Origin of the sequence: Streptomyces sp. NPDC015125, from assembly GCF_043080045.1 — a bacterium.
Lineage (GTDB): Bacteria > Actinomycetota > Actinomycetes > Streptomycetales > Streptomycetaceae > Streptomyces.
Genome location: NZ_JBIBVF010000021.1, coordinates 131,774 through 148,613, shown reverse-complemented (window position 1 = coordinate 148,613; position 16,840 = coordinate 131,774). Strand labels below are relative to the sequence as shown.

The 16,840-nt window shown below is 70.9% G+C and carries 17 protein-coding genes; 5 read left to right on the top strand and 12 right to left on the bottom strand.

Translation table 11 applies throughout. From position 1 onward, the window contains the following. Nucleotides 1–22: 22 nt before the first annotated feature. From kdpA to ACF088_RS32365, 5 genes are all read right to left on the bottom strand, one after another. A complete protein-coding gene (kdpA, locus tag ACF088_RS32385; protein ID WP_392379436.1) occupies nt 23–1,738 on the bottom strand; it encodes a potassium-transporting ATPase subunit KdpA in 1,716 nt (571 codons plus the stop codon). Nucleotides 1,739–1,745: 7 nt separating this feature from the next. Next, complete coding sequence (kdpF, locus tag ACF088_RS32380) at nt 1,746–1,835, bottom strand: K(+)-transporting ATPase subunit F (protein ID WP_016575741.1); 90 nt, start codon at nt 1,833–1,835, stop codon at nt 1,746–1,748. A gap of 327 nt (nt 1,836–2,162) precedes the next feature. Beyond that, nucleotides 2,163–2,927, bottom strand: a complete 765-nt coding sequence (locus tag ACF088_RS32375; RefSeq protein WP_392379435.1) for a DUF3710 domain-containing protein — start codon at nt 2,925–2,927, stop codon at nt 2,163–2,165. A 1-nt stretch (nt 2,928) separates the two neighbouring features. Next, nucleotides 2,929–3,450 (bottom strand): dUTP diphosphatase, encoded by a 522-nt coding sequence (gene dut, locus ACF088_RS32370; protein WP_392379434.1) that lies wholly within the window; start codon nt 3,448–3,450, stop codon nt 2,929–2,931. Further along, the gene (locus ACF088_RS32365; protein WP_392379433.1) at nt 3,447–4,040 is read right to left on the bottom strand and encodes a PaaI family thioesterase; all 594 of its coding nucleotides are present in this window, start codon (nt 4,038–4,040) and stop codon (nt 3,447–3,449) included. Before ACF088_RS32365 ends, dut begins: the two co-directional genes overlap by 4 nt. A gap of 58 nt (nt 4,041–4,098) precedes the next feature. On the opposite strand from ACF088_RS32365, the gene ACF088_RS32360 reads away from it, so the two are divergent. Beyond that, nucleotides 4,099–4,542: a DUF3093 domain-containing protein gene (locus ACF088_RS32360; protein ID WP_392379432.1), complete on the top strand. Its 444-nt coding sequence runs from the start codon at nt 4,099–4,101 to the stop codon at nt 4,540–4,542. A gap of 22 nt (nt 4,543–4,564) precedes the next feature. Here the strand turns inward: ACF088_RS32360 and ACF088_RS32355 are convergent, their stop codons facing one another. The 4 genes from ACF088_RS32355 to ACF088_RS32340 all read right to left on the bottom strand — a co-directional run bounded on the left by ACF088_RS32355 (nt 4,565) and on the right by ACF088_RS32340 (nt 8,230). After that, nucleotides 4,565–5,377 carry a hypothetical protein gene (locus ACF088_RS32355; protein WP_392379461.1) on the bottom strand — a complete coding sequence of 271 codons (813 nt, stop codon included), beginning with the start codon at nt 5,375–5,377 and terminating at the stop codon, nt 4,565–4,567. Nucleotides 5,378–5,478: 101 nt separating this feature from the next. Next, a complete protein-coding gene (locus ACF088_RS32350) occupies nt 5,479–5,781 on the bottom strand; it encodes a DUF4193 domain-containing protein (protein WP_003982531.1) in 303 nt (100 codons plus the stop codon). Nucleotides 5,782–6,307: 526 nt separating this feature from the next. Beyond that, a complete protein-coding gene (locus tag ACF088_RS32345) occupies nt 6,308–7,570 on the bottom strand; it encodes a sensor histidine kinase (RefSeq protein ID WP_392379431.1) in 1,263 nt (420 codons plus the stop codon). Nucleotides 7,571–7,576: 6 nt separating this feature from the next. Then, on the bottom strand, nt 7,577–8,230 hold the full coding sequence (locus ACF088_RS32340) for a response regulator transcription factor (protein WP_006602630.1): 654 nt from the start codon (nt 8,228–8,230) through the stop codon (nt 7,577–7,579). A gap of 325 nt (nt 8,231–8,555) precedes the next feature. Between ACF088_RS32340 and ACF088_RS32335 the strand changes: the two genes are divergently transcribed. Beyond that, nucleotides 8,556–8,732 carry a hypothetical protein gene (locus ACF088_RS32335; RefSeq protein WP_006602631.1) on the top strand — a complete coding sequence of 59 codons (177 nt, stop codon included), beginning with the start codon at nt 8,556–8,558 and terminating at the stop codon, nt 8,730–8,732. Between the two features lie 82 nt (nt 8,733–8,814). On the opposite strand, the gene ACF088_RS32330 is transcribed toward ACF088_RS32335, so the two are convergent. Continuing rightward, nucleotides 8,815–9,660, bottom strand: coding sequence for an inositol monophosphatase family protein (locus tag ACF088_RS32330; RefSeq protein ID WP_392379430.1), 846 nt, complete (start codon nt 9,658–9,660; stop codon nt 8,815–8,817). A 52-nt stretch (nt 9,661–9,712) separates the two neighbouring features. Further along, complete coding sequence (locus ACF088_RS32325) at nt 9,713–10,867, bottom strand: ferrochelatase (protein ID WP_392379429.1); 1,155 nt, start codon at nt 10,865–10,867, stop codon at nt 9,713–9,715. A 182-nt stretch (nt 10,868–11,049) separates the two neighbouring features. Here ACF088_RS32325 and ACF088_RS32320 point away from each other — a divergent pair, with 182 nt between their 5' ends. Together ACF088_RS32320 and ACF088_RS32315 are read left to right on the top strand one after the other, a co-directional pair. Continuing rightward, on the top strand, nt 11,050–12,321 hold the full coding sequence (locus tag ACF088_RS32320; protein WP_392379428.1) for an MFS transporter: 1,272 nt from the start codon (nt 11,050–11,052) through the stop codon (nt 12,319–12,321). 273 nt (nt 12,322–12,594) lie between these two features. Next, a complete protein-coding gene (locus tag ACF088_RS32315) occupies nt 12,595–13,938 on the top strand; it encodes a D-arabinono-1,4-lactone oxidase (RefSeq protein ID WP_392379427.1) in 1,344 nt (447 codons plus the stop codon). Nucleotides 13,939–14,049: 111 nt separating this feature from the next. Here ACF088_RS32315 and ACF088_RS32310 read toward each other — a convergent pair whose 3' ends face one another. After that, nucleotides 14,050–15,216 carry a hypothetical protein gene (locus ACF088_RS32310; protein WP_392379426.1) on the bottom strand — a complete coding sequence of 389 codons (1,167 nt, stop codon included), beginning with the start codon at nt 15,214–15,216 and terminating at the stop codon, nt 14,050–14,052. Nucleotides 15,217–15,760: 544 nt separating this feature from the next. On the opposite strand from ACF088_RS32310, the gene sepH reads away from it, so the two are divergent. After that, on the top strand, nt 15,761–16,825 hold the full coding sequence (sepH, locus tag ACF088_RS32305) for a septation protein SepH (RefSeq protein WP_392379425.1): 1,065 nt from the start codon (nt 15,761–15,763) through the stop codon (nt 16,823–16,825). Nucleotides 16,826–16,840: the final 15 nt, after the last annotated feature.

Genomic DNA, 16,840 nt, shown 5'->3' with positions numbered 1-16,840 from the left:
TCCTCTTGTTTCACAGAGGCGGTCATGACAATCCCTCCGCCAGCGGGCCGAGGGCCAGCGCCGGGAAGTAGGTCAGACCGGTGATGATCAGGATCGTGCCGACGAGCAGCCCGGCGAAGAGCGGCTTTTCGGTACGGAGGGTGCCCGCGGTTTCCGGGACCGGCTTCTGCTCGGCGAGCGAACCGGCCAGGGCGAGCACGAACACCATCGGCAGGAAGCGGCCGAGCAGCATCGCCAGCCCGATCGTGGTGTTGTACCAGGGCGTGTTGGCGTTCAGGCCGCCGAAGGCCGAACCGTTGTTGTTGGCGCCGGAGGTGAAGGCGTAGAGGACCTCGGAGAAGCCGTGCGAACCGGCGCCCAGCGCCTTGGTGTTGAGCATCGAGCCCAGCGCGTCCGGCAGCACCATCGAGACGGCGGTGAAGCCGAGCACCAGCGTCGGGGTGATGAGGATGTAGCAGGCGGCGAGCTTGATCTCGCGGGTGCCGATCTTCTTGCCCAGGTACTCGGGTGTACGGCCCACCATCAGACCGGCGATGAACACCGCGATGATCGCCATGACGAGCATGCCGTAGAGGCCGGAGCCCACGCCACCGGGCGCGATCTCACCGAGCATCATGCCGAGCAGCTGGATGCCGCCGCCGAATGCGGTGAAGGAGGAGTGGAAGGAATCCACCGCTCCGGTGGAGGTGAGGGTGGTGGCCACCGAGAAGATCGAGGAGCCGCCGATCCCGAAGCGGGTCTCCTTGCCTTCCATGGCGGCGCCCGCGGCCTGCAGCGCCGGGCCGCCGTGGGCGAACTCGGTCCACATCATCAGCGCGGTGAAGCCCAGCCAGATGATGCCCATCGTGGCGAGGATCGCGTACCCCTGCTTCACGTTCCCGACGAGCTTGCCGAAGGTGCGGGTCAGCGCGAACGGGATGACGAGGATCAGGAAGATCTCGAAGAGGTTGGTGAAGGCGTCGGGGTTCTCGAAGGGGTGGGCGGAGTTGCCGTTGAAGTAGCCGCCCCCGTTGGTGCCCAGCTCCTTGATGACCTCCTGGGAGGCCACCGCGCCGCCGTTGGTCTGCTGGGAGCCGCCCATGAACTGGCCGACCTCGTGGATGCCGGAGAAGTTCTGGATGGCGCCGCAGGCGACCAGAATGACGGCACCGATGATCGCGATCGGGACGAGCACCCGCACGGTGCCGCGGACCAGGTCGGCCCAGAAGTTGCCGAGGTCGCCGGTGCGGATGGGGGTACCCCCCGCTCGAGCGGAGCCGAGAACTCGGGGCAGGGAGAAACCGCGGACCAGGGCGATGGCGACGGCCATGCCGGTGGCGGCGGAGACGAAGTTCTGTACCGCGAGGCCGACCGTCTGCACGACGTGGCCCATGGCCTGCTCGCCGCTGTAGGACTGCCAGTTGGTGTTGGCGACGAAGGACGCCGCGGTGTTGAACGCCTGGTCCGGGCTGATCGAGGCGAAGCCGAGGGAGAGCGGCATACCGCCCTGGATGCGCTGGAGCAGGTAGAGGAAGAGCACGCCCACCGCGGAGAACGCCAGGACGCCGCGCAGGTAGGCCGGCCAGCGCATCTCGGCGTCCGCATTGGCGCCGATGCAACGGTAGATGATCTTCTCGATGCGGAGGTGCTTGGGGGAGCTGTAGACGGCGGCCATGTAGTCGCCGAGGGGGCGGTACGCCAGGGCGAGCGCCGCGGTGAGCGCTATCAGCTGGAGCACGCCTGCAAGAACGGGGCTCATCTAGTGCTCAGAACCTCTCCGGGAAGACGAGGGCGAGGACCAGGTATCCCAGCAGGGCGACGGCAACGATCAGGCCGACGATGTTCTCGATGGTCACAGCTTCGTCACCCCCTTGGCGACGAGAGCCACCAGCGCGAAGACCGCGACCGTGACGACGACGAAGGCCACGTCGGCCATCGTGTGCTCCTAGATGGATGGGGAGATGAGGACCCCCAAAGCAAAGCGTCCTTCCGACGCGGCTTGAACGCTGTTGACGCCTCCCTTACGGCCATTAGCGCTCCGTTGACGGATTTCATACGCGTCTGGATCTGACCTGCACAAACGACAAGGGCCCGGGCCCCCTCAAAGGGGGCCCGGGCCCTTGCGACCGTCGTTATCCGGCCGGGATGCGGACGCGTTCGCGCCGCTTCACCGCGCCGTGTGCTCAGCGGATCTCGGTGATCTCCGGTCCACGCTCCAGACGCTCCACACCACCGCCGAAACGCGACTGCTCGACCTGGTCCTGCTGCACACCGTCCGGCACCATCTGGGCGTCGTCCGGCAGCTTCAGGACGATCGGATCGCGAGGGGCCATCGGGCCTTCGCCGCGGATGATGACGGTGTCCCGGAAGATGTGTTCCAGCACGCCGGCGGCCTGCGGCTGCACCGCGCCCTGGCCGGAGATCACACCGCGCAGGAACCACCGGGGGCCGTCGACACCGATGAAGCGCACGACCTGCACACCGTTCGTGCCGTCCGGCAGCTGTACGGGTACCTGGGCACGCAGCTCCCAGCCCAGCGGGCCCTCGACCTCGTCGATGACGCCGCCCTGCTGGGTGATGCCGGCGGCGATCTCCTCGCGGACCTCGCCCCAGATGCCCTCGTTCTTGGGGGCGGCGAAGGCCTGCAGCTGTACGGCGCTGTCCTGCAGCACCACGGTCGCGGCGACGATGGCGTCACCGGCGACCTCCACCCGGAGCTCCATGCCCTCGACACCCGGCACGAACAGCCCGCCGAGATCCACCCGGCCCTCGCCGGGCTCGGAGACCTCCGACGCGTCCCAGGGACCGTCGGGGCGCGGCGCGGGCGGAAGATTGAGCCGCTGCTGCGGCGTCTCGTCCTCGTCGGCGTCGCTCACCGCGTGCTCGTCGAGCGTGGTGTCCTCGACCGACTCTTCAGGAGCCTCGTTCTTCTTGCGACGTCCGAACACGTCACTGTCCTTCCCGGTCGGCACCGACCGATGCGTATTCATTCCCGCCCGTGGAGCCGCCCACCGCCGCATGACCGCCGGTGGAACCGAATCCCCCCTCGGCCCGCGCCGAGCCGGGAAGTTCCGCCACCTCGTGGAAGCGCACCTTCTCGACCTGCTGGACGACCAGTTGGGCGATCCGGTCGAACCTCTCGAACCGCACGCTCTCGCGCGGGTCCAGATTGACCACGATCACCTTGATCTCTCCACGGTACCCGGCATCCACCGTCCCGGGGGCATTCACCAGCGCCAGGCCGCAGCGCGCGGCCAGTCCGGACCGCGGGTGCACAAAGGCCGCATACCCGTCGGGCAGGGCGATCGACACCCCGGTGGGCAGCACGGTGCGCTCCCCCGGCGCCAGCTCGGCGGCCTCGGTGGTCACCAGATCCACGCCCGCGTCGCCGGGATGCCCGTACGACGGAACGGGCACGTCCGGGTCCAGCCGCCGCAGCAGTACGTCCACCGGATTCCGTCCCTGACTCATGGGTTCACCTCGAAGGCACGCGCTCGCTTGACCTGGTCCGGGTCGGACATCGCCGCCTGGATCTCCTCGGTCCTGCCGTTGTCGATGAAGTGGTCGACCTTCACCTCGATGAAGACGGCCTCGGCGCGCACCGCGACGGGGCCGTCCGGACCGCCTATGCGCCCCACGGCCGTCGAGTAGATCTTGCGCCCGTGCACCGCGGTGACCCGCGCGTCCAGGTGCAGCACCGTGCCCAGCGGCACCGGCCGTACGAAGTCGGTCTCCAGCCGGCCGGTCACCGCGATCACCCGCAGCAGCCAGTTCAGCGAGCCGAGGGTCTCGTCCAGCGCGGTGGCCAGCACCCCGCCGTGTGCCAGACCCGGCGCCCCCTGGTGGGCCTCCTTGACGGTGAACTCGGCGGACACGCTCACGCCGTCGCCGGCCCGCGCCTCCAGATGCAGGCCGTGCGGCTGGCCCGTGCCGCAGCCGAAGCACCGGTCGTAGTGCGCGCCGAGGAGTTCTCCGGGGGCCGGCGCGTCGGCATGCCGGACCGGAGCGACGGCGTCCGCCGGTGGCGTCAGCCGCGCCCTGGGTTGGTCAGTTCCACTCACGAGGGGAGACCCTACCCGCGCGCATAACGGGCCCGCGCCGCCGTGCCAAGCTGGAGCCATGCAGCCGTACGAAGAACGCCTCACCGCGCCCCGGTCCTGGTGGGTGATCGCCGCGCTGATCGGCGTCGCCTGCGCCCTGATGCTGCTCCCCCTGGGGACGCTGTGGATGCTCGGCGGACTGATCGGCGGAGCGGCACTGTCCGCGGTGGCGGTGAGCTCGTACGGCTCGGCACGGATCCGGGTGGTGGGCGGGTCCCTGATCGCCGGCGACGCGAAGATCCCGGTGACGGCGCTGGGCGAGGCGCGGGCACTGGACGCCGACGAGGCGCTGGCGTGGCGCACGCACAAGGCCGACGCCCGCGCGTTCATGCTGCTGCGCAGCTATATCCGTACCGCGGTGCGGGTGGAGATCACCGATCCGCAGGACCCGACGCCGTACGCCTATCTCTCGACGCGGGCTCCGGAGCGCCTGGTGGCGGCGCTGGCGGCCGGACGGGCCTGACCGGCCGCCGGGGTGTGCGGGGTCACCCGCCCGGCGGGGGCGGGGTTTCTCCGGCCCGTTCGCCGCCCGTGGGGGTGGCCTGCGCGGAGTGGGGAAGGGCGTCCCAGGGGACCTGCTTCGTGCGCAGGTCCTTACGGATTTTTTCCGCAAGTTTTCTGGTGTCCCTGCGGTTCATGAACGCGCCGACGGAAGCGCCGATCATGAACGGGGTGAGGTTGGGGAGGTTGCGCAGCGTGCGCTTCATGATCTGCTGGCGCAGCTCACGTCTCATCTGCACACCGAGGGCGACGTTCAGCGACGCCGGTTTGGTGAGGTCGACGCCCCGCTCCTCGGTCCAGGACGTCAGATAGGCCATGCCGCGCTGCCGGAAATTCCCGGCGGGCCGCAGGCCGTAGACCTCGTGCAACTCGGCGATCAGCTTGATCTCGACCGAGGCGACACCGGTGACCTCGGCGGCCAGCTCGGCCGGCATGGCGGGCGGTACGGGCAGCATCGCTGCCGCGCCGACGCCCGCTCCGACGGCCCCGGTGGCCGTACGGGCGCCCGCGACAAGCTTGTCGGCCAGGTCCTCGGGGGTCAGTCCGGGGAACTGGGCGCGCAGGGTGGCGAGGTCACGGACCGGGATCCGCGGGGCGGTATCGATGATCCGGTCGGCGATCACGGCAAGCCCTGCCCGCACCCTGCCGCCGGTTCTTCCGGCGCCACGGCCGACCATGGCCGCGAGCGAGGCCGTGCGACCTCTCCCCCGCTCTCGGCTTCGCTCGAGCGGGAGGTGCCCCCACTGCAGTGGACCGGTCGTCCGTTCCGCGGGGAGGGCGGTCGGGTCGGCGGGCACGGGCGCGGTTTCCTCGCGTGATCGTGCGCCGGCCGCCGAGCCTTTGACGCCCTTGGAGCCCTTGCGGAACGGGTTCACGCCTGCCACGGCGTAGACCGGACTCAGGCCGCGCAGTCGCGGCAGATCGGCTGTCCGTTCTTGTCCTCCGCGGCGAGCTGGCTGCGGTGGTGGACCAGGAAGCAGCTCATGCACGTGAACTCGTCCTGCTGCTTGGGCAGCACGCGCACGGCCAGTTCTTCGTTGGACAGGTCCGCGCCGGGCAGCTCCAGGCCCTCGGCCTGCTCGAACTCGTCGACGTCGACGGCCGAGGCGGACTTGTCGTTCCGCCGCGACTTCAGCTCTTCAATGCTGTCCTCGTTGAGGTCGTCGTCGGTCTTGCGTGGGGTGTCGTAATCCGTAGCCATTTTCGCTCTCCCCCTCTGGGTGTCTGCGGTGTCTCAGCGCTCGTAACGCGTGAGAGGCCGGACTTGTGCCCGACCTGAGGCGGAGATTTTGCCTCACATCAAGGTCTGTTACTCAATCGACACCCAACCGCACCCCTGAAGAGGTGATCGGTTTGGATGGCGATCAGGACCGTACACGGTCCGAATGTCGCACCTCGCGCAGCCCATCACCTCTACTTCCCGTGATCTCACCCCCCGGAAACCCGGACTTCCCCGGCATTCCGACAGGCTTTTCGATCACGGAGCGTAGATGGCCGGAAATTCGCGCCTGTGAGGCATCACACACGCACAGACCGGTGAGCGGACCGGTTCAATTCCGCGCAAAGCGAACTCGGCGAAGGATCCACGCCGACCCCCCTTGCCGTCAAACCGGCAGGCGAGGCGGTGTGCGGCCGTGAGACGGGCGATCGTACGCACAGATGTCCGACGACTACCCAGGGGGGTGCCCAGCGGCTCCAGCGGGCGTACAACCCCCCTGTGGCCTGCGTCAGAGCGGCAGCATGACCCGCATGACCAGGCCGCCGTTCTCGCGGGGCTGGGCCGTGATGGTGCCGTCGTGCGCGCGGACGACCGAGCGCACGATGGACAGCCCCAGGCCGACGCCCTTGTCGCTGCCCGTGCGCTCGGTGCGCAGCCGCCGGAACGGCTCGAAGAGGTTCTCCACCTCGTAGGCGGGGACCACCGGCCCCGTATTGGACACCACCAGCACCGCACAGCCCGGCTGCGGCTCCGTGGTGACCTCGACCCAGCCCTCCTCCGGCACGTTGTAGCGCACCGCGTTCTGCACCAGATTCAGCGCGATCCGCTCCAGCAGCACCCCGTTGCCCTGCACGAACACCTGCTGCCGCACCCCACGCAGCTCCACCCCCTTGGCCTGCGCCTCCCCACGGGCCTGGTCCACCGCCTGCGACGCCACCTCCGACAGATCCACCGGCTTCTTGTCCACGACCTTGTTCTCACTGCGCGCCAGCAACAACAGCCCCTCCACCAGCTGCTCACTGCGCTCATTGGTCGCCAGCAGCGTCTTGCCCAGCTGCGCCAACTCCGGCGACGCCTCCGGATCCGCCAGCTGGACCTCCAGCAACGTACGGTTGATCGCCAACGGCGTCCGCAACTCGTGCGAGGCATTCGACACGAACCGCCGCTGCGACTCGAACGCCCGGTCCAGCCGGTCCAGCATCTCGTCAAAGGTGTCCGCAAGCTCCTTCAGCTCGTCATCGGGACCACCCAGCTCGATCCGCCGGTGCAGATCCGAACCCGCCACCCGCTGAGCAGTCCGCGTAATCCGCCCCAACGGCGACAGCACCCGCCCCGCCATCGCATAACCGAAAGCGAACGCCACGACCGTCAGCCCCAGCAGAGCCAGCAGGGAGCGGTTGAGGAGGCTGTTGAGGGCCACCGCACGCTGGTGCTGCAGGCACTGTTCGACGGCCTGCTGGAGCAGCTGCCCGGACGTCTCGGTGGGCAGGTCGCAGATGTCACTGGTCGACTGGAACTTCCCGCCGAGGATCTTCAGCGGCAGCGCACTGCCGTCGTGCAGCGCGTCCGCGGCCAGCATGTAGATGATCGTCAGCAGCACGATCCCGGCCATCAGGAACATGCCGCCGTACAGCAGCGTCAGCCGTATCCGGATCGTGGGCCGCAGCCACGGGAACGGACGGACATCGACCGGCCTGGGGTCCCAGGTCGGCTTGGGCGGAACGGGCGGCGGCGGGTTGGCCGCCTTGGAGAACGAGGGCAGGGAAGGCATCGCCGGTCAGATCCGGTATCCCGAGCCGGGGACCGTGACGATCACCGCGGGCTCGCCGAGCTTGCGGCGCAGCGTCATGACCGTGACCCGCACGACGTTGGTGAACGGGTCGGTGTTCTCGTCCCAGGCCTTCTCCAGGAGCTGCTCCGCCGAGACGACCGTGCCCTCGCTGCGCATCAGGACCTCCAGCACCGCAAACTCCTTCGGGGCGAGCTGGACCTCCTTGCCGTCGCGGAAGACCTCGCGTCGATTGGGGTCGAGCTTGATGCCGGCCCGCTCCAGGACGGGCGGCAGCGCGACGGTCGTACGGCGCCCGAGCGCGCGGACCCGGGCGGTCAGCTCGGTGAAGGCGAAGGGCTTGGGAAGGTAGTCGTCCGCGCCGATCTCCAGGCCCTCGACGCGGTCGCTGACGTCGCCGGAGGCGGTGAGCATCAGGACCCGGGTGGGCATCCCCAGCTCGACGATCTTGCGGCAGACATCGTCGCCGTGGACGACCGGAAGGTCACGGTCCAGCACGACGACGTCGTAGTCGTTGACCGCGATCCGTTCCAGGGCGGCAGCGCCGTCGTAGACCACGTCGACCGCCATGGCCTCCCGGCGTAGTCCGGTGGCCACCGCATCGGCGAGCAGCTGCTCGTCCTCGACGACGAGAACACGCACGTCGCTAGTCCTTCCTCAGGGCCCTTTCGGGCAGGTACAACAATGTCTTCAGAGCTCTTCCATCCTGCCCCGAAGAGCCATAAACCGGCGGTAAGAGGGGTGCGGAGGGGTGGAGGGCCCCGGGCGCGGGGCCCGACGGACAGGATTCCCGAGCGGGTTGAGGTTTCCCTGAGGTGGGGGGTGGGGAGGACGACTGCACACCCGCGATCACGCCCTGTTTATTTCGGCTACTTGCCTTGAACTGATCCATCGCAGGGACCACGCCGTGATCGAACCGCCCGTCGGCACACCCCCGTGCCCACCGACCCACGACGAGGGGGCGCACATGGACGCGTTCACCGCAGGCATTTTGCAGCGCATAGAGAACACCGAAGCTGATCTGGACCGGGCCCGCGCTGCGGGCGATGACTTCCTCGCCGAGGTCGAGCAGGCAGAACTCGAGGACCTGCAGCGACTCGCGACCGAGCACGGCGTGCGGTACGGAGCCGTCAGCAACGCCTGACCGCTCCCCGGCGCACGACGACAGCGCCCCGGCATCCAGGGATGGTGCCGGGGCGCTGTCGTGCCCGGACGCGGGTCCGGGGTCAGTCGTGCCAGGCCCCGAGCTCGTCCAGGAGCGGCTGCAGACGCTCGAAGAGGGCCGGGGAGGCGGCGACGGTCAGCTCGTGGGAAGCCGGCCGGCCGGGGCGGCCGCCGGTGAGCGCGCCGGCCTCGCGGGCGATCAGGGCGCCGGCCGCCAGGTCCCAGGGGTTCAGACCGCGCTCGTAGTAGGCGTCGAGCCTGCCGCAGGCCACATCGCACAGGTCGATCGCGGCCGAACCGCCGCGCCGGATGTCGCGGACCTGCGGCAGCAGCGTGCGCACCACCTCCGCCTGGCCGGCCCGGCGCTCGGTGAGGTAGCCGAAACCGGTGCCGACGAGCGCCTGGGAGAGCGGTGGGGCGGGCCGGTGGCGGATGCGCTCGCCGTTGTTGAACGCGCCACGGCCCACGACGGCCTGGTAGGTCTCGCCGCGCATCGGGGCGGCGACGACCCCGACGACCACCTCGCCGTCCTTCTCCGCCGCGATGGACACCGACCAGGCCGGCAGCCCGTAGAGGTAGTTCACGGTGCCGTCGACGGGGTCGATGACCCAGCGGATGCCGCTGGTGCCGTCGGTGCTGGCGCCCTCCTCCCCCAGGAAGCCGTCGTCGGGGCGGTGCTCCCCCAGGAAACCGGTGATCAGCTTCTCGGAGGCGAGATCCATCTCGGTGACGACGTCGATGGGGCTGGACTTGGTGGCGGCCACACCGAGGTCGGCGGGCCGGCCGTCGCGCAGCAGCGTCCCCGCGCGGCGGGCGGCCTCCAGGGCCAGGTCGAGAAGTTCGTCGTACAGCGCGTCGCTCTGCGCCGGGTCGGTCTGCGGGGCGTCGGGGTGCAGCGGGTCGGGCACGATGCTCCTTGCTCGGACGAGCGGTAATCGGGGCTGGGCGTAGGCGTAGGGCTTATGCGGGGGCTTGGGCGGCCGGGCCCCGCCAGTCGGCGCCGGCGGCGGCCGGGCGCGGTGCGCGGGCGGGGCAGCAGCCGACGGGGCACAGGTCGTGACCGGCGCCGAGGGCGCCCAGGGCGCAGCGCTCCGGGATGCGGCCCCGTTCGGTGGCCGCACGCTCCAGGAGGAGGTCGCGGACGGCCGCGGCGAACCGCGGGTCGGCGCCCACGGTGGCCGACCTGGCGACCGGCAGTCCGAGTGCGGCGGCCTTGGCGGTCGCTTCGGTGTCGAGGTCGTACTTGACCTCCATGTGGTCGGAGACGAACCCGATGGGGGCCATCACGACGGCCCCCACGCCCGCGGCGTGCCGCTCCTCCAGGTGATCGCAGATGTCCGGCTCCAGCCAGGGGATGTGCGGGGCTCCGCTGCGGGACTGGTAGACGAGCCGCCAGGGGTGGTCCACACCGGTCTCCGCCCGGACGGCGTCGGCGATCACCCGTGCCACGTCCAGGTGCTGGGCGACATAGGCCCCGCCCGCGCCGTCCTGTGTGTGGTCGGCGGGGGTGCCGGAGGTGTCGGCCGCGGCGGTGGGGATGGAGTGCGTGGTGAAAGCGAGATGGGCGCCGTCCCGCACCTCCTGGGGCAGGGCGGCGAGGGACGCGAGCACGCCGTCGACCATCGGCCGGACGAAGCCGGGGTGGTTGAAGTAGTGCCGCAGCTTGTCGACCCGGGGCGGCTCCAGGCCCTCGGCCTGCAGGGCGGCGAGGGCGTCGGCGAGGTTCTCGCGGTACTGCCGGCAGCCCGAGTACGACGCGTAGGCGCTGGTCGCCAGGACGGCGATACGGCGGTGACCGTCGTGGACCATGGTGCGCAGCGTGTCGGTCAGGTAGGGCGCCCAGTTGCGGTTGCCCCAGTAGACGGGCAGGTCCAGGCCGTGCTCGGCGAAGTCCTTGCGCAGTGCGTCCAGCAGTTCCCGGTTCTGGGCGTTGATGGGGCTGACGCCGCCGAACAGGAAGTAGTGCTGCCCCACCTCCTCGAGGCGCTCGCGGGGGATGCCACGGCCGCGGGTGACGTTCTCCAGGAACGGGACGACGTCGTCGGGGCCTTCGGGACCGCCGAAGGACAGCAGCAGCAGGGCGTCATAAGGGCGGGGGTCGCACTGTTCGGGCATGCCATCGATCCTGCCACCCTTCCCACGGGTGCGGCGGACAGGTCCCGGACCCGGGAGGACCGGCCGGTCCGGCGGGCGGTGCCGGAAATCCGGAGGCGGCCGACGGCACGCCGCCCGTAAGCTGTACCGGCCCTTGTCATTCCTTACCGATCTTTTCGGTCCTCACCGGCGGAGCACCCCCGTTGCCCAGTCCCTACCGCGCCATCTTCGGCCGTCCCGGCACGAAATCGTTCTCCGCCGCCGGACTGCTGGGACGGATGCCGTTGTCGATGATGGGCATCGGGATCGTCACGATGATCTCCCAGCTGACCGGCCGCTACGGCCTGGCCGGCGCGTTGTCCGCGACCATCGCGCTGTCCGCCGCGGTCCTCGGCCCGCAGATCTCCCGGCTGGTGGACCGGCACGGCCAGAGCCGGGTGCTGCGCCCGGCCACCCTGGTGTCGATCGCCGCGGTCGCCGGACTGCTGCTGAGCGCGCAGCAGCGCTGGGCGGACTGGCTGCTGTTCGTCTTCGCGGCCGGTGCGGGGTGTGTGCCGAGCGTCGGCTCCATGATCCGGGCACGCTGGGCGGAGCTCTACCAGGGCTCCCCGCGCGAGCTGCACACCGCGTATGCGTGGGAGTCGATCGTCGACGAAACGTGCTTCATCTTCGGGCCGATCCTGTCCATCGGCCTGTCCACCGCGTGGTTTCCCGAGGCCGGGCCGCTGCTGGCCGCCGCCTTCCTCGCCGCCGGTGTCTTCTGGCTGACGGCACAGCGGGCGACGGAGCCGGTGCCGCATCCGCGGGAACAGCACACCAAGGGGTCCGCACTGCGCTCGCGGGGACTGCAGGTGCTGGTGGTGACGTTCGTGGCCACCGGCGCCATCTTCGGGGCGATCGATGTGGTGACCGTGGCATTCGCCGAGGAGGTCGGGCACAAGGCCGCGGCCAGTGTGGTGCTGGCGGTCTATGCGCTCGGTTCGTGTGCGGCCGGCGCCGTCTTCGGGTTGCTGCGCCTGACGGGTCATCCGTCCCGCCGCTGGGTGGCCGGGCTCTGCGTGATGGCCGTGAGCATGGTGCCGCTGCAGTTGGTGGGCTCGCTGCCACTGCTGGCCGTCGCCCTGTTCGTCGCCGGGCTGTCCGTCGCCCCGACGATGGTGACCACGATGGCGCTGGTCGAGCAGCATGTGCCGCGGGCGAAGCTGACCGAGGGCATGACGTGGACCAGCACCGGTTTGGCGGTGGGCGTCGCGCTGGGTGCGTCGGCGGCGGGCTGGGTGGTGGACGCCGCCGGGGCCTCCCGGGGCTATCTGGTGCCGGCAGCGGCGGGCGTGCTCGGCGCGCTGGTGGCGATGGCGGGCTACCGCAGGCTGCGCCCGCAGGCCGCGCCTGTGGTGGCGGGGCCGGCCGTGACGGGAGTGCCCGACCGGTGTGGTCCGGCCACGGACCGGAAGGGCGAGGAGAGCGTCGCCTAGCCGGGGGACGCCTTCTCCGGCACCGGTCCCCGGGGAGCCCGGCCGATGCCGGCCTCGCCTGGCGCCGGTCGGGGACCGACTGAACAACCCGGCCCGCCCGTCGACGAGTTACCGGCGGTACGCCATCACCGGGAGCCTGGCGATGCCGACCGGCTCCCCCCGCCCTGTGATTCCCGTCACCCCACCTGGACGGCGCGTCGGTGACTGACATCATGCGCTCACACCCACGGCGGCCCAACACGGCCTGCCCGCGCGGAGGGAGGGGACGTCACCATGGCAGTCAGCAACGCCGTCGACGGCTCGGGAGGGCGTGGTCCGACAGCCGGGCCGTGGCGCAACTGGGCGGGCAATGTCACCGCCCGCCCCGCCCGGAGCGTGGCCCCGGCGAGCACCGAGGAGGTGACGGCCGCGGTCCGGGCCGCCGCCGCGGACGGGCTGACGGTCAAGGCCGCCGGCACCGGCCACTCCTTCACCCCGGCGGCGGCCACCGACGGGCTGTTGATCCGCCCCGAGCGGCTGACCGGCATCCGCACCGTCGACCGCGAGGCCGGCACGGTGACGGTGGCGGCCGGTACGCCGCTCAAGCACCTCAACGAGACGCTCGCCGCACACGGCCTGTCGCTGACCAACATGGGCGACATCATGGAGCAGACGGTCTCCGGGGCGGCCGCCACCGGCACCCATGGCACCGGCCGCGACTCGGCGTCGATCGCCGCCCAGACCACCGCCCTGGAACTGGTCACCGCCGACGGCTCGGTCCTGACCTGTTCCGCCGAGGAGAACCCTGAGGTCTTCGCCGCGGCGCGGCTGGGCCTGGGCGCGCTGGGCGTGATCAGCGAACTGACCTTCGCCGTGGAACCGGAGTTCCTGCTGACCGCCCGTGAGGAGCCGATGGCCTTCGACGAGGTGACCGACCGCTTCGACGAGCTGGTCGCCGAGAACGAACACTTCGAGTTCTACTGGTTCCCGCACACCGGCAGCTGCAACACCAAGCGCAACAACCGCAGCCAGGGTCCGGCGGCGCCGCCCGGGAGGGTCAGCGGCTGGATCGAGGACGAGCTGCTGTCCAACGGGGTCTTCCAGCTCGCCTGCACCGTCGGGCGGGCGGTCCCGGGCGCCATACCGGGCATCGCCAAGATCTCCAGCCGCGCCCTGTCGGCCCGTACGTACACGGACATCCCGTACAAGGTGTTCACCTCGCCGCGGCGCGTGCGGTTCGTGGAGATGGAGTACGCGCTGCCCCGCGCGGCCGCGGTGGCGGCGCTGGGGGAACTCAAGGTCCTGGTGGAGCGCTCGGACTTCAAGGTCAGCTTCCCGGTGGAGGTGCGGACCGCGCCCGCCGACGACATTCCGCTGTCCACCGCTTCGGGCCGGGACACCGTGTACCTCGCCGTACACATGTACCGCGGGACACCGTACGGAGCGTATTTCGCGGCCGCCGAACGGATCATGACGGCACACGACGGGCGCCCGCACTGGGGGAAGCTGCACACCCGCGACGCCTCCTACCTTGCCGACTCCTATCCGCGGTTCGGGGAGTTCACCGCGGTACGCGACCGGCTGGACCCCGAACGCCGGTTCGCCAACGCCTATCTGCGGCGGATCCTGGGGGACTGACCGACGACGGCTACGGCCCGGCGCCCTGGGGTGGGCGCCGGGCCGCAGCCGTGGCGGGTCCGCCTCGTCCGGGCGGCCCTTGCCGGATCGGGAGCCGCATCGGGAGCCGGATCAGGAGGAGGCGCCGGGATCGGGGGCCGGCCCGCCGGACTGCTGCCCGTTCGGGGGGTCCCCCTGGTCTCCGGTCCCGGTCGAACCGTCGCCGGAGCCGGTGTGTCCGTCACCGGCGGAACCGCTCGGGGACGGGTCCGGCGTCGAGGGCGTGCCGGGATCCGGCGAGGTCGTGCCGCCGTCGGACCGGGACGGGTCCGGCGACGGCGTGCCGCCGCCCTTGTCCGTACCGGTACCGGTACCGACGTCGCCCGATTTGCTCGGATCCGGGCTCGGACGGTCTCCGCTGCCGTGCCGGCCGCCACCGTCCGGGGAGTGGCCGGAGCCGGGCGACTGCGGGGAGCGGTGCTGCGGGCGGCTCCCTCCCCCGGTGTGGGTGAGGTTGCCCAGCGTCGTGCCCTGTGCGCCGCTGGGCGTCTGCCCGGTGATCAGCTCGGTCCCGGTGACGACGCCCATGGCGAGCGCGAAGACCGCGAACGCACCGAACGCCGGCCGCTTCCAGCCGCGCAGCCGCGTCCCGTACGTCGTGGTGCCGAGCTCCTCGGGCGGGCCGGCCGGATGCCGCGCGGCCGGGACACCCGCCGGGCGGGCGGGTGCCCGGCCCAGCGCCATGGTCCGCTCGTCGAGGCGCGGCACCAGTTGTGTCCGGTCGGCGGATCGCCCCGGCCCGGTCCCCCCGCCCGCCACGCGGGTCGCATGAGGACCGGCGGTGCGCAGCATCCGCGTCGCGTCATCGGTCTGCGGGGCGGGGTGGGCGCCTGCCGGATCGCGCCGGCGAGCCTGCTCGGCCGGCGGGATCAGCTGCGTACGGGCGGTGCCGGGCACGGACGTCCTGGCGGCGACGGAGGTGACCTTGTCCTCCGTGCCCTCCTTGTCGAAGGTCGGCAGCACCATCGTCGGCCCGGCCTGCCGGACATCCGGTGCGGTGGATCGAGTGCGGGTGGCGGAGGAGCGGCGCGGCTTCGGCCGGGTGGTGACCGTCGCCTCCTTGAGCTGTTCACCGGTGCGCCGGAACAGGTGCTGGAATATCGAGCCGCCGGTGGTGGCCACGACACTGACCACACCCGCGCCGATGATGGTTCCGTAGACGCCGAGCCGGCCCGCGAGGTACGCGGCGACCGCCGCAGCGAGCGCGCTGCCGGCCACCTGAGCAATGCTCAGGTCCATCCGCCTCGCCTTCTTGTTTGTATCGCTTTCGGTTTCTTCGTCCATCTCCAACCTTTGATAGCCCCTTCGATCCATCCTGCATGGAGAAGTGACCATTCGGCGGAGCCAAAAGTTCCGATTTTGGGGAATCTGTGAAACTTGCCACCAGCGTGCCAGGTAGAGAGATCGACAAGACGACCCAACTCCGTTGCCCGCCCAGAAGTTCAGCGGCGCGGCGGTCCACCCCAGTGGTCCGAATGGAGTACTGTGGCGAGCCCTGGCCCCGGTTCCCGTCCGGCTGCCCGGAACCCATGGGAGGGGGGCCATGAAGGCGCCACTCACACCGGGGCGCCGCCGCTCGGTACGGGTGAACGGCGACAGGGCAAGCGGCATGGTCACTGAGCGTGGCGAACAGGTAACCGTGTCATAACGGCGTTTCAGGGCCAAGCCCCGACACGCCGGGCAACTCGGCAATGTTGTGGCAGGCTGCACCCGGGCAGGCCACACTCGACTAGCGGAAGCAGCGACGCGAGTGACGTCGGCAGGCACCACCCGGGAGGTCCCCATGCCCGAACTGCGTGTCGTGGCCGTCTCCAACGACGGCACACGGCTGGTGCTCAAAGCTGCGGACAGCACCGAGTACACGCTTCCGATCGACGAACGGCTGCGCGCCGCCGTCCGCAATGACCGTGCACGGCTCGGCCAGATCGAGATCGAGGTCGAGAGCCATCTGCGTCCGCGGGACATCCAGGCCCGTATAAGAGCCGGTGCCTCCGCCGAAGAGGTCGCCCAGCTCGCCGGCATCCCCGTCGACCGGGTGCGCCGCTTCGAGGGCCCGGTGCTCGCCGAGCGCGCCTTCATGGCCGAGCGGGCCCGCAAGACCCCTGTGCGACGCCCCGGCGAGAACACCGGTCCGCAGCTCGGCGAGGCGGTGGCGGAGCGGCTGCTGCTGCGCGGCGCCGACAAGGAGAGCGTGCAGTGGGACTCCTGGCGCCGGGACGACGGCACCTGGGAGGTGCTGCTGGTCTACCGCGTCGCCACCGAACCGCACTCGGCAAGCTGGACGTACGACCCGCCGCGGCGGCTCGTCCAGGCCGTGGACGACGAGGCGCGGGCGCTGATCGGCGAGAGCGACGACACGCCCGAGCCGAGCTTCCCGTTCGTGCCGCGGATCGCGCGGCTGCCGCGCGACCGGCCGCTGGACCGTGCGTTGGACCGGCAGACGCCCGAGCGCGGCGAACGCCCGGCACCCCCCGGTGACGAGGACGGCGAGCCGCGGGTCGCGGAGGAGGCCGTCGGTGAGCGCGAGCGGGATTCGCTGACCAGCCTGTTGGAGGCGGTGCCGAGCTTCCGTGGCGACATGGTCGTCCCGGAGACCGTGAAGTCGGCGCAGCACGACGAGGAGTCCGAGGCCGAGGTCGAGGAGCCGCCCGCCCCGGCGGCCAGTGCGGGCGCGGGTTCCGCGTACGCCGATGTGCTGATGCCCCGTGCGGTGGCCGGCCACCGCGACCGGCTGACCGGGACGACGGACCGGCAGGCCGAGGCGGACGGTGTACGGCCCGGCCGCCGCGCCGCGGTGCCCAGCTGGGACGAGATCGTCTTCGGCACCCGGCGCAAGAAGCCGGAGTAACGGGAGGGCCCTTGA

Excerpts from the sequence above, each read along its gene's own strand:
- kdpA (WP_392379436.1), bottom strand. The coding sequence starts at position 1,738 with ATGAGCCCCGTTCTTGCAGGCGTGCTCCAGCTGATAGCGCTCACCGCG.
- dut (WP_392379434.1), bottom strand. The coding sequence starts at position 3,450 with ATGAGTCAGGGACGGAATCCGGTGGACGTACTGCTGCGGCGGCTGGAC.
- ACF088_RS32360 (WP_392379432.1), top strand. The coding sequence starts at position 4,099 with ATGCAGCCGTACGAAGAACGCCTCACCGCGCCCCGGTCCTGGTGGGTG.
- ACF088_RS32350 (WP_003982531.1), bottom strand. The coding sequence starts at position 5,781 with ATGGCTACGGATTACGACACCCCACGCAAGACCGACGACGACCTCAAC.
- ACF088_RS32345 (WP_392379431.1), bottom strand. The coding sequence starts at position 7,570 with ATGCCTTCCCTGCCCTCGTTCTCCAAGGCGGCCAACCCGCCGCCGCCC.
- ACF088_RS32335 (WP_006602631.1), top strand. The coding sequence starts at position 8,556 with ATGGACGCGTTCACCGCAGGCATTTTGCAGCGCATAGAGAACACCGAA.
- ACF088_RS32325 (WP_392379429.1), bottom strand. The coding sequence starts at position 10,867 with ATGCCCGAACAGTGCGACCCCCGCCCTTATGACGCCCTGCTGCTGCTG.
- ACF088_RS32315 (WP_392379427.1), top strand. The coding sequence starts at position 12,595 with ATGGCAGTCAGCAACGCCGTCGACGGCTCGGGAGGGCGTGGTCCGACA.
- ACF088_RS32310 (WP_392379426.1), bottom strand. The coding sequence starts at position 15,216 with ATGGACCTGAGCATTGCTCAGGTGGCCGGCAGCGCGCTCGCTGCGGCG.
- sepH (WP_392379425.1), top strand. The coding sequence starts at position 15,761 with ATGCCCGAACTGCGTGTCGTGGCCGTCTCCAACGACGGCACACGGCTG.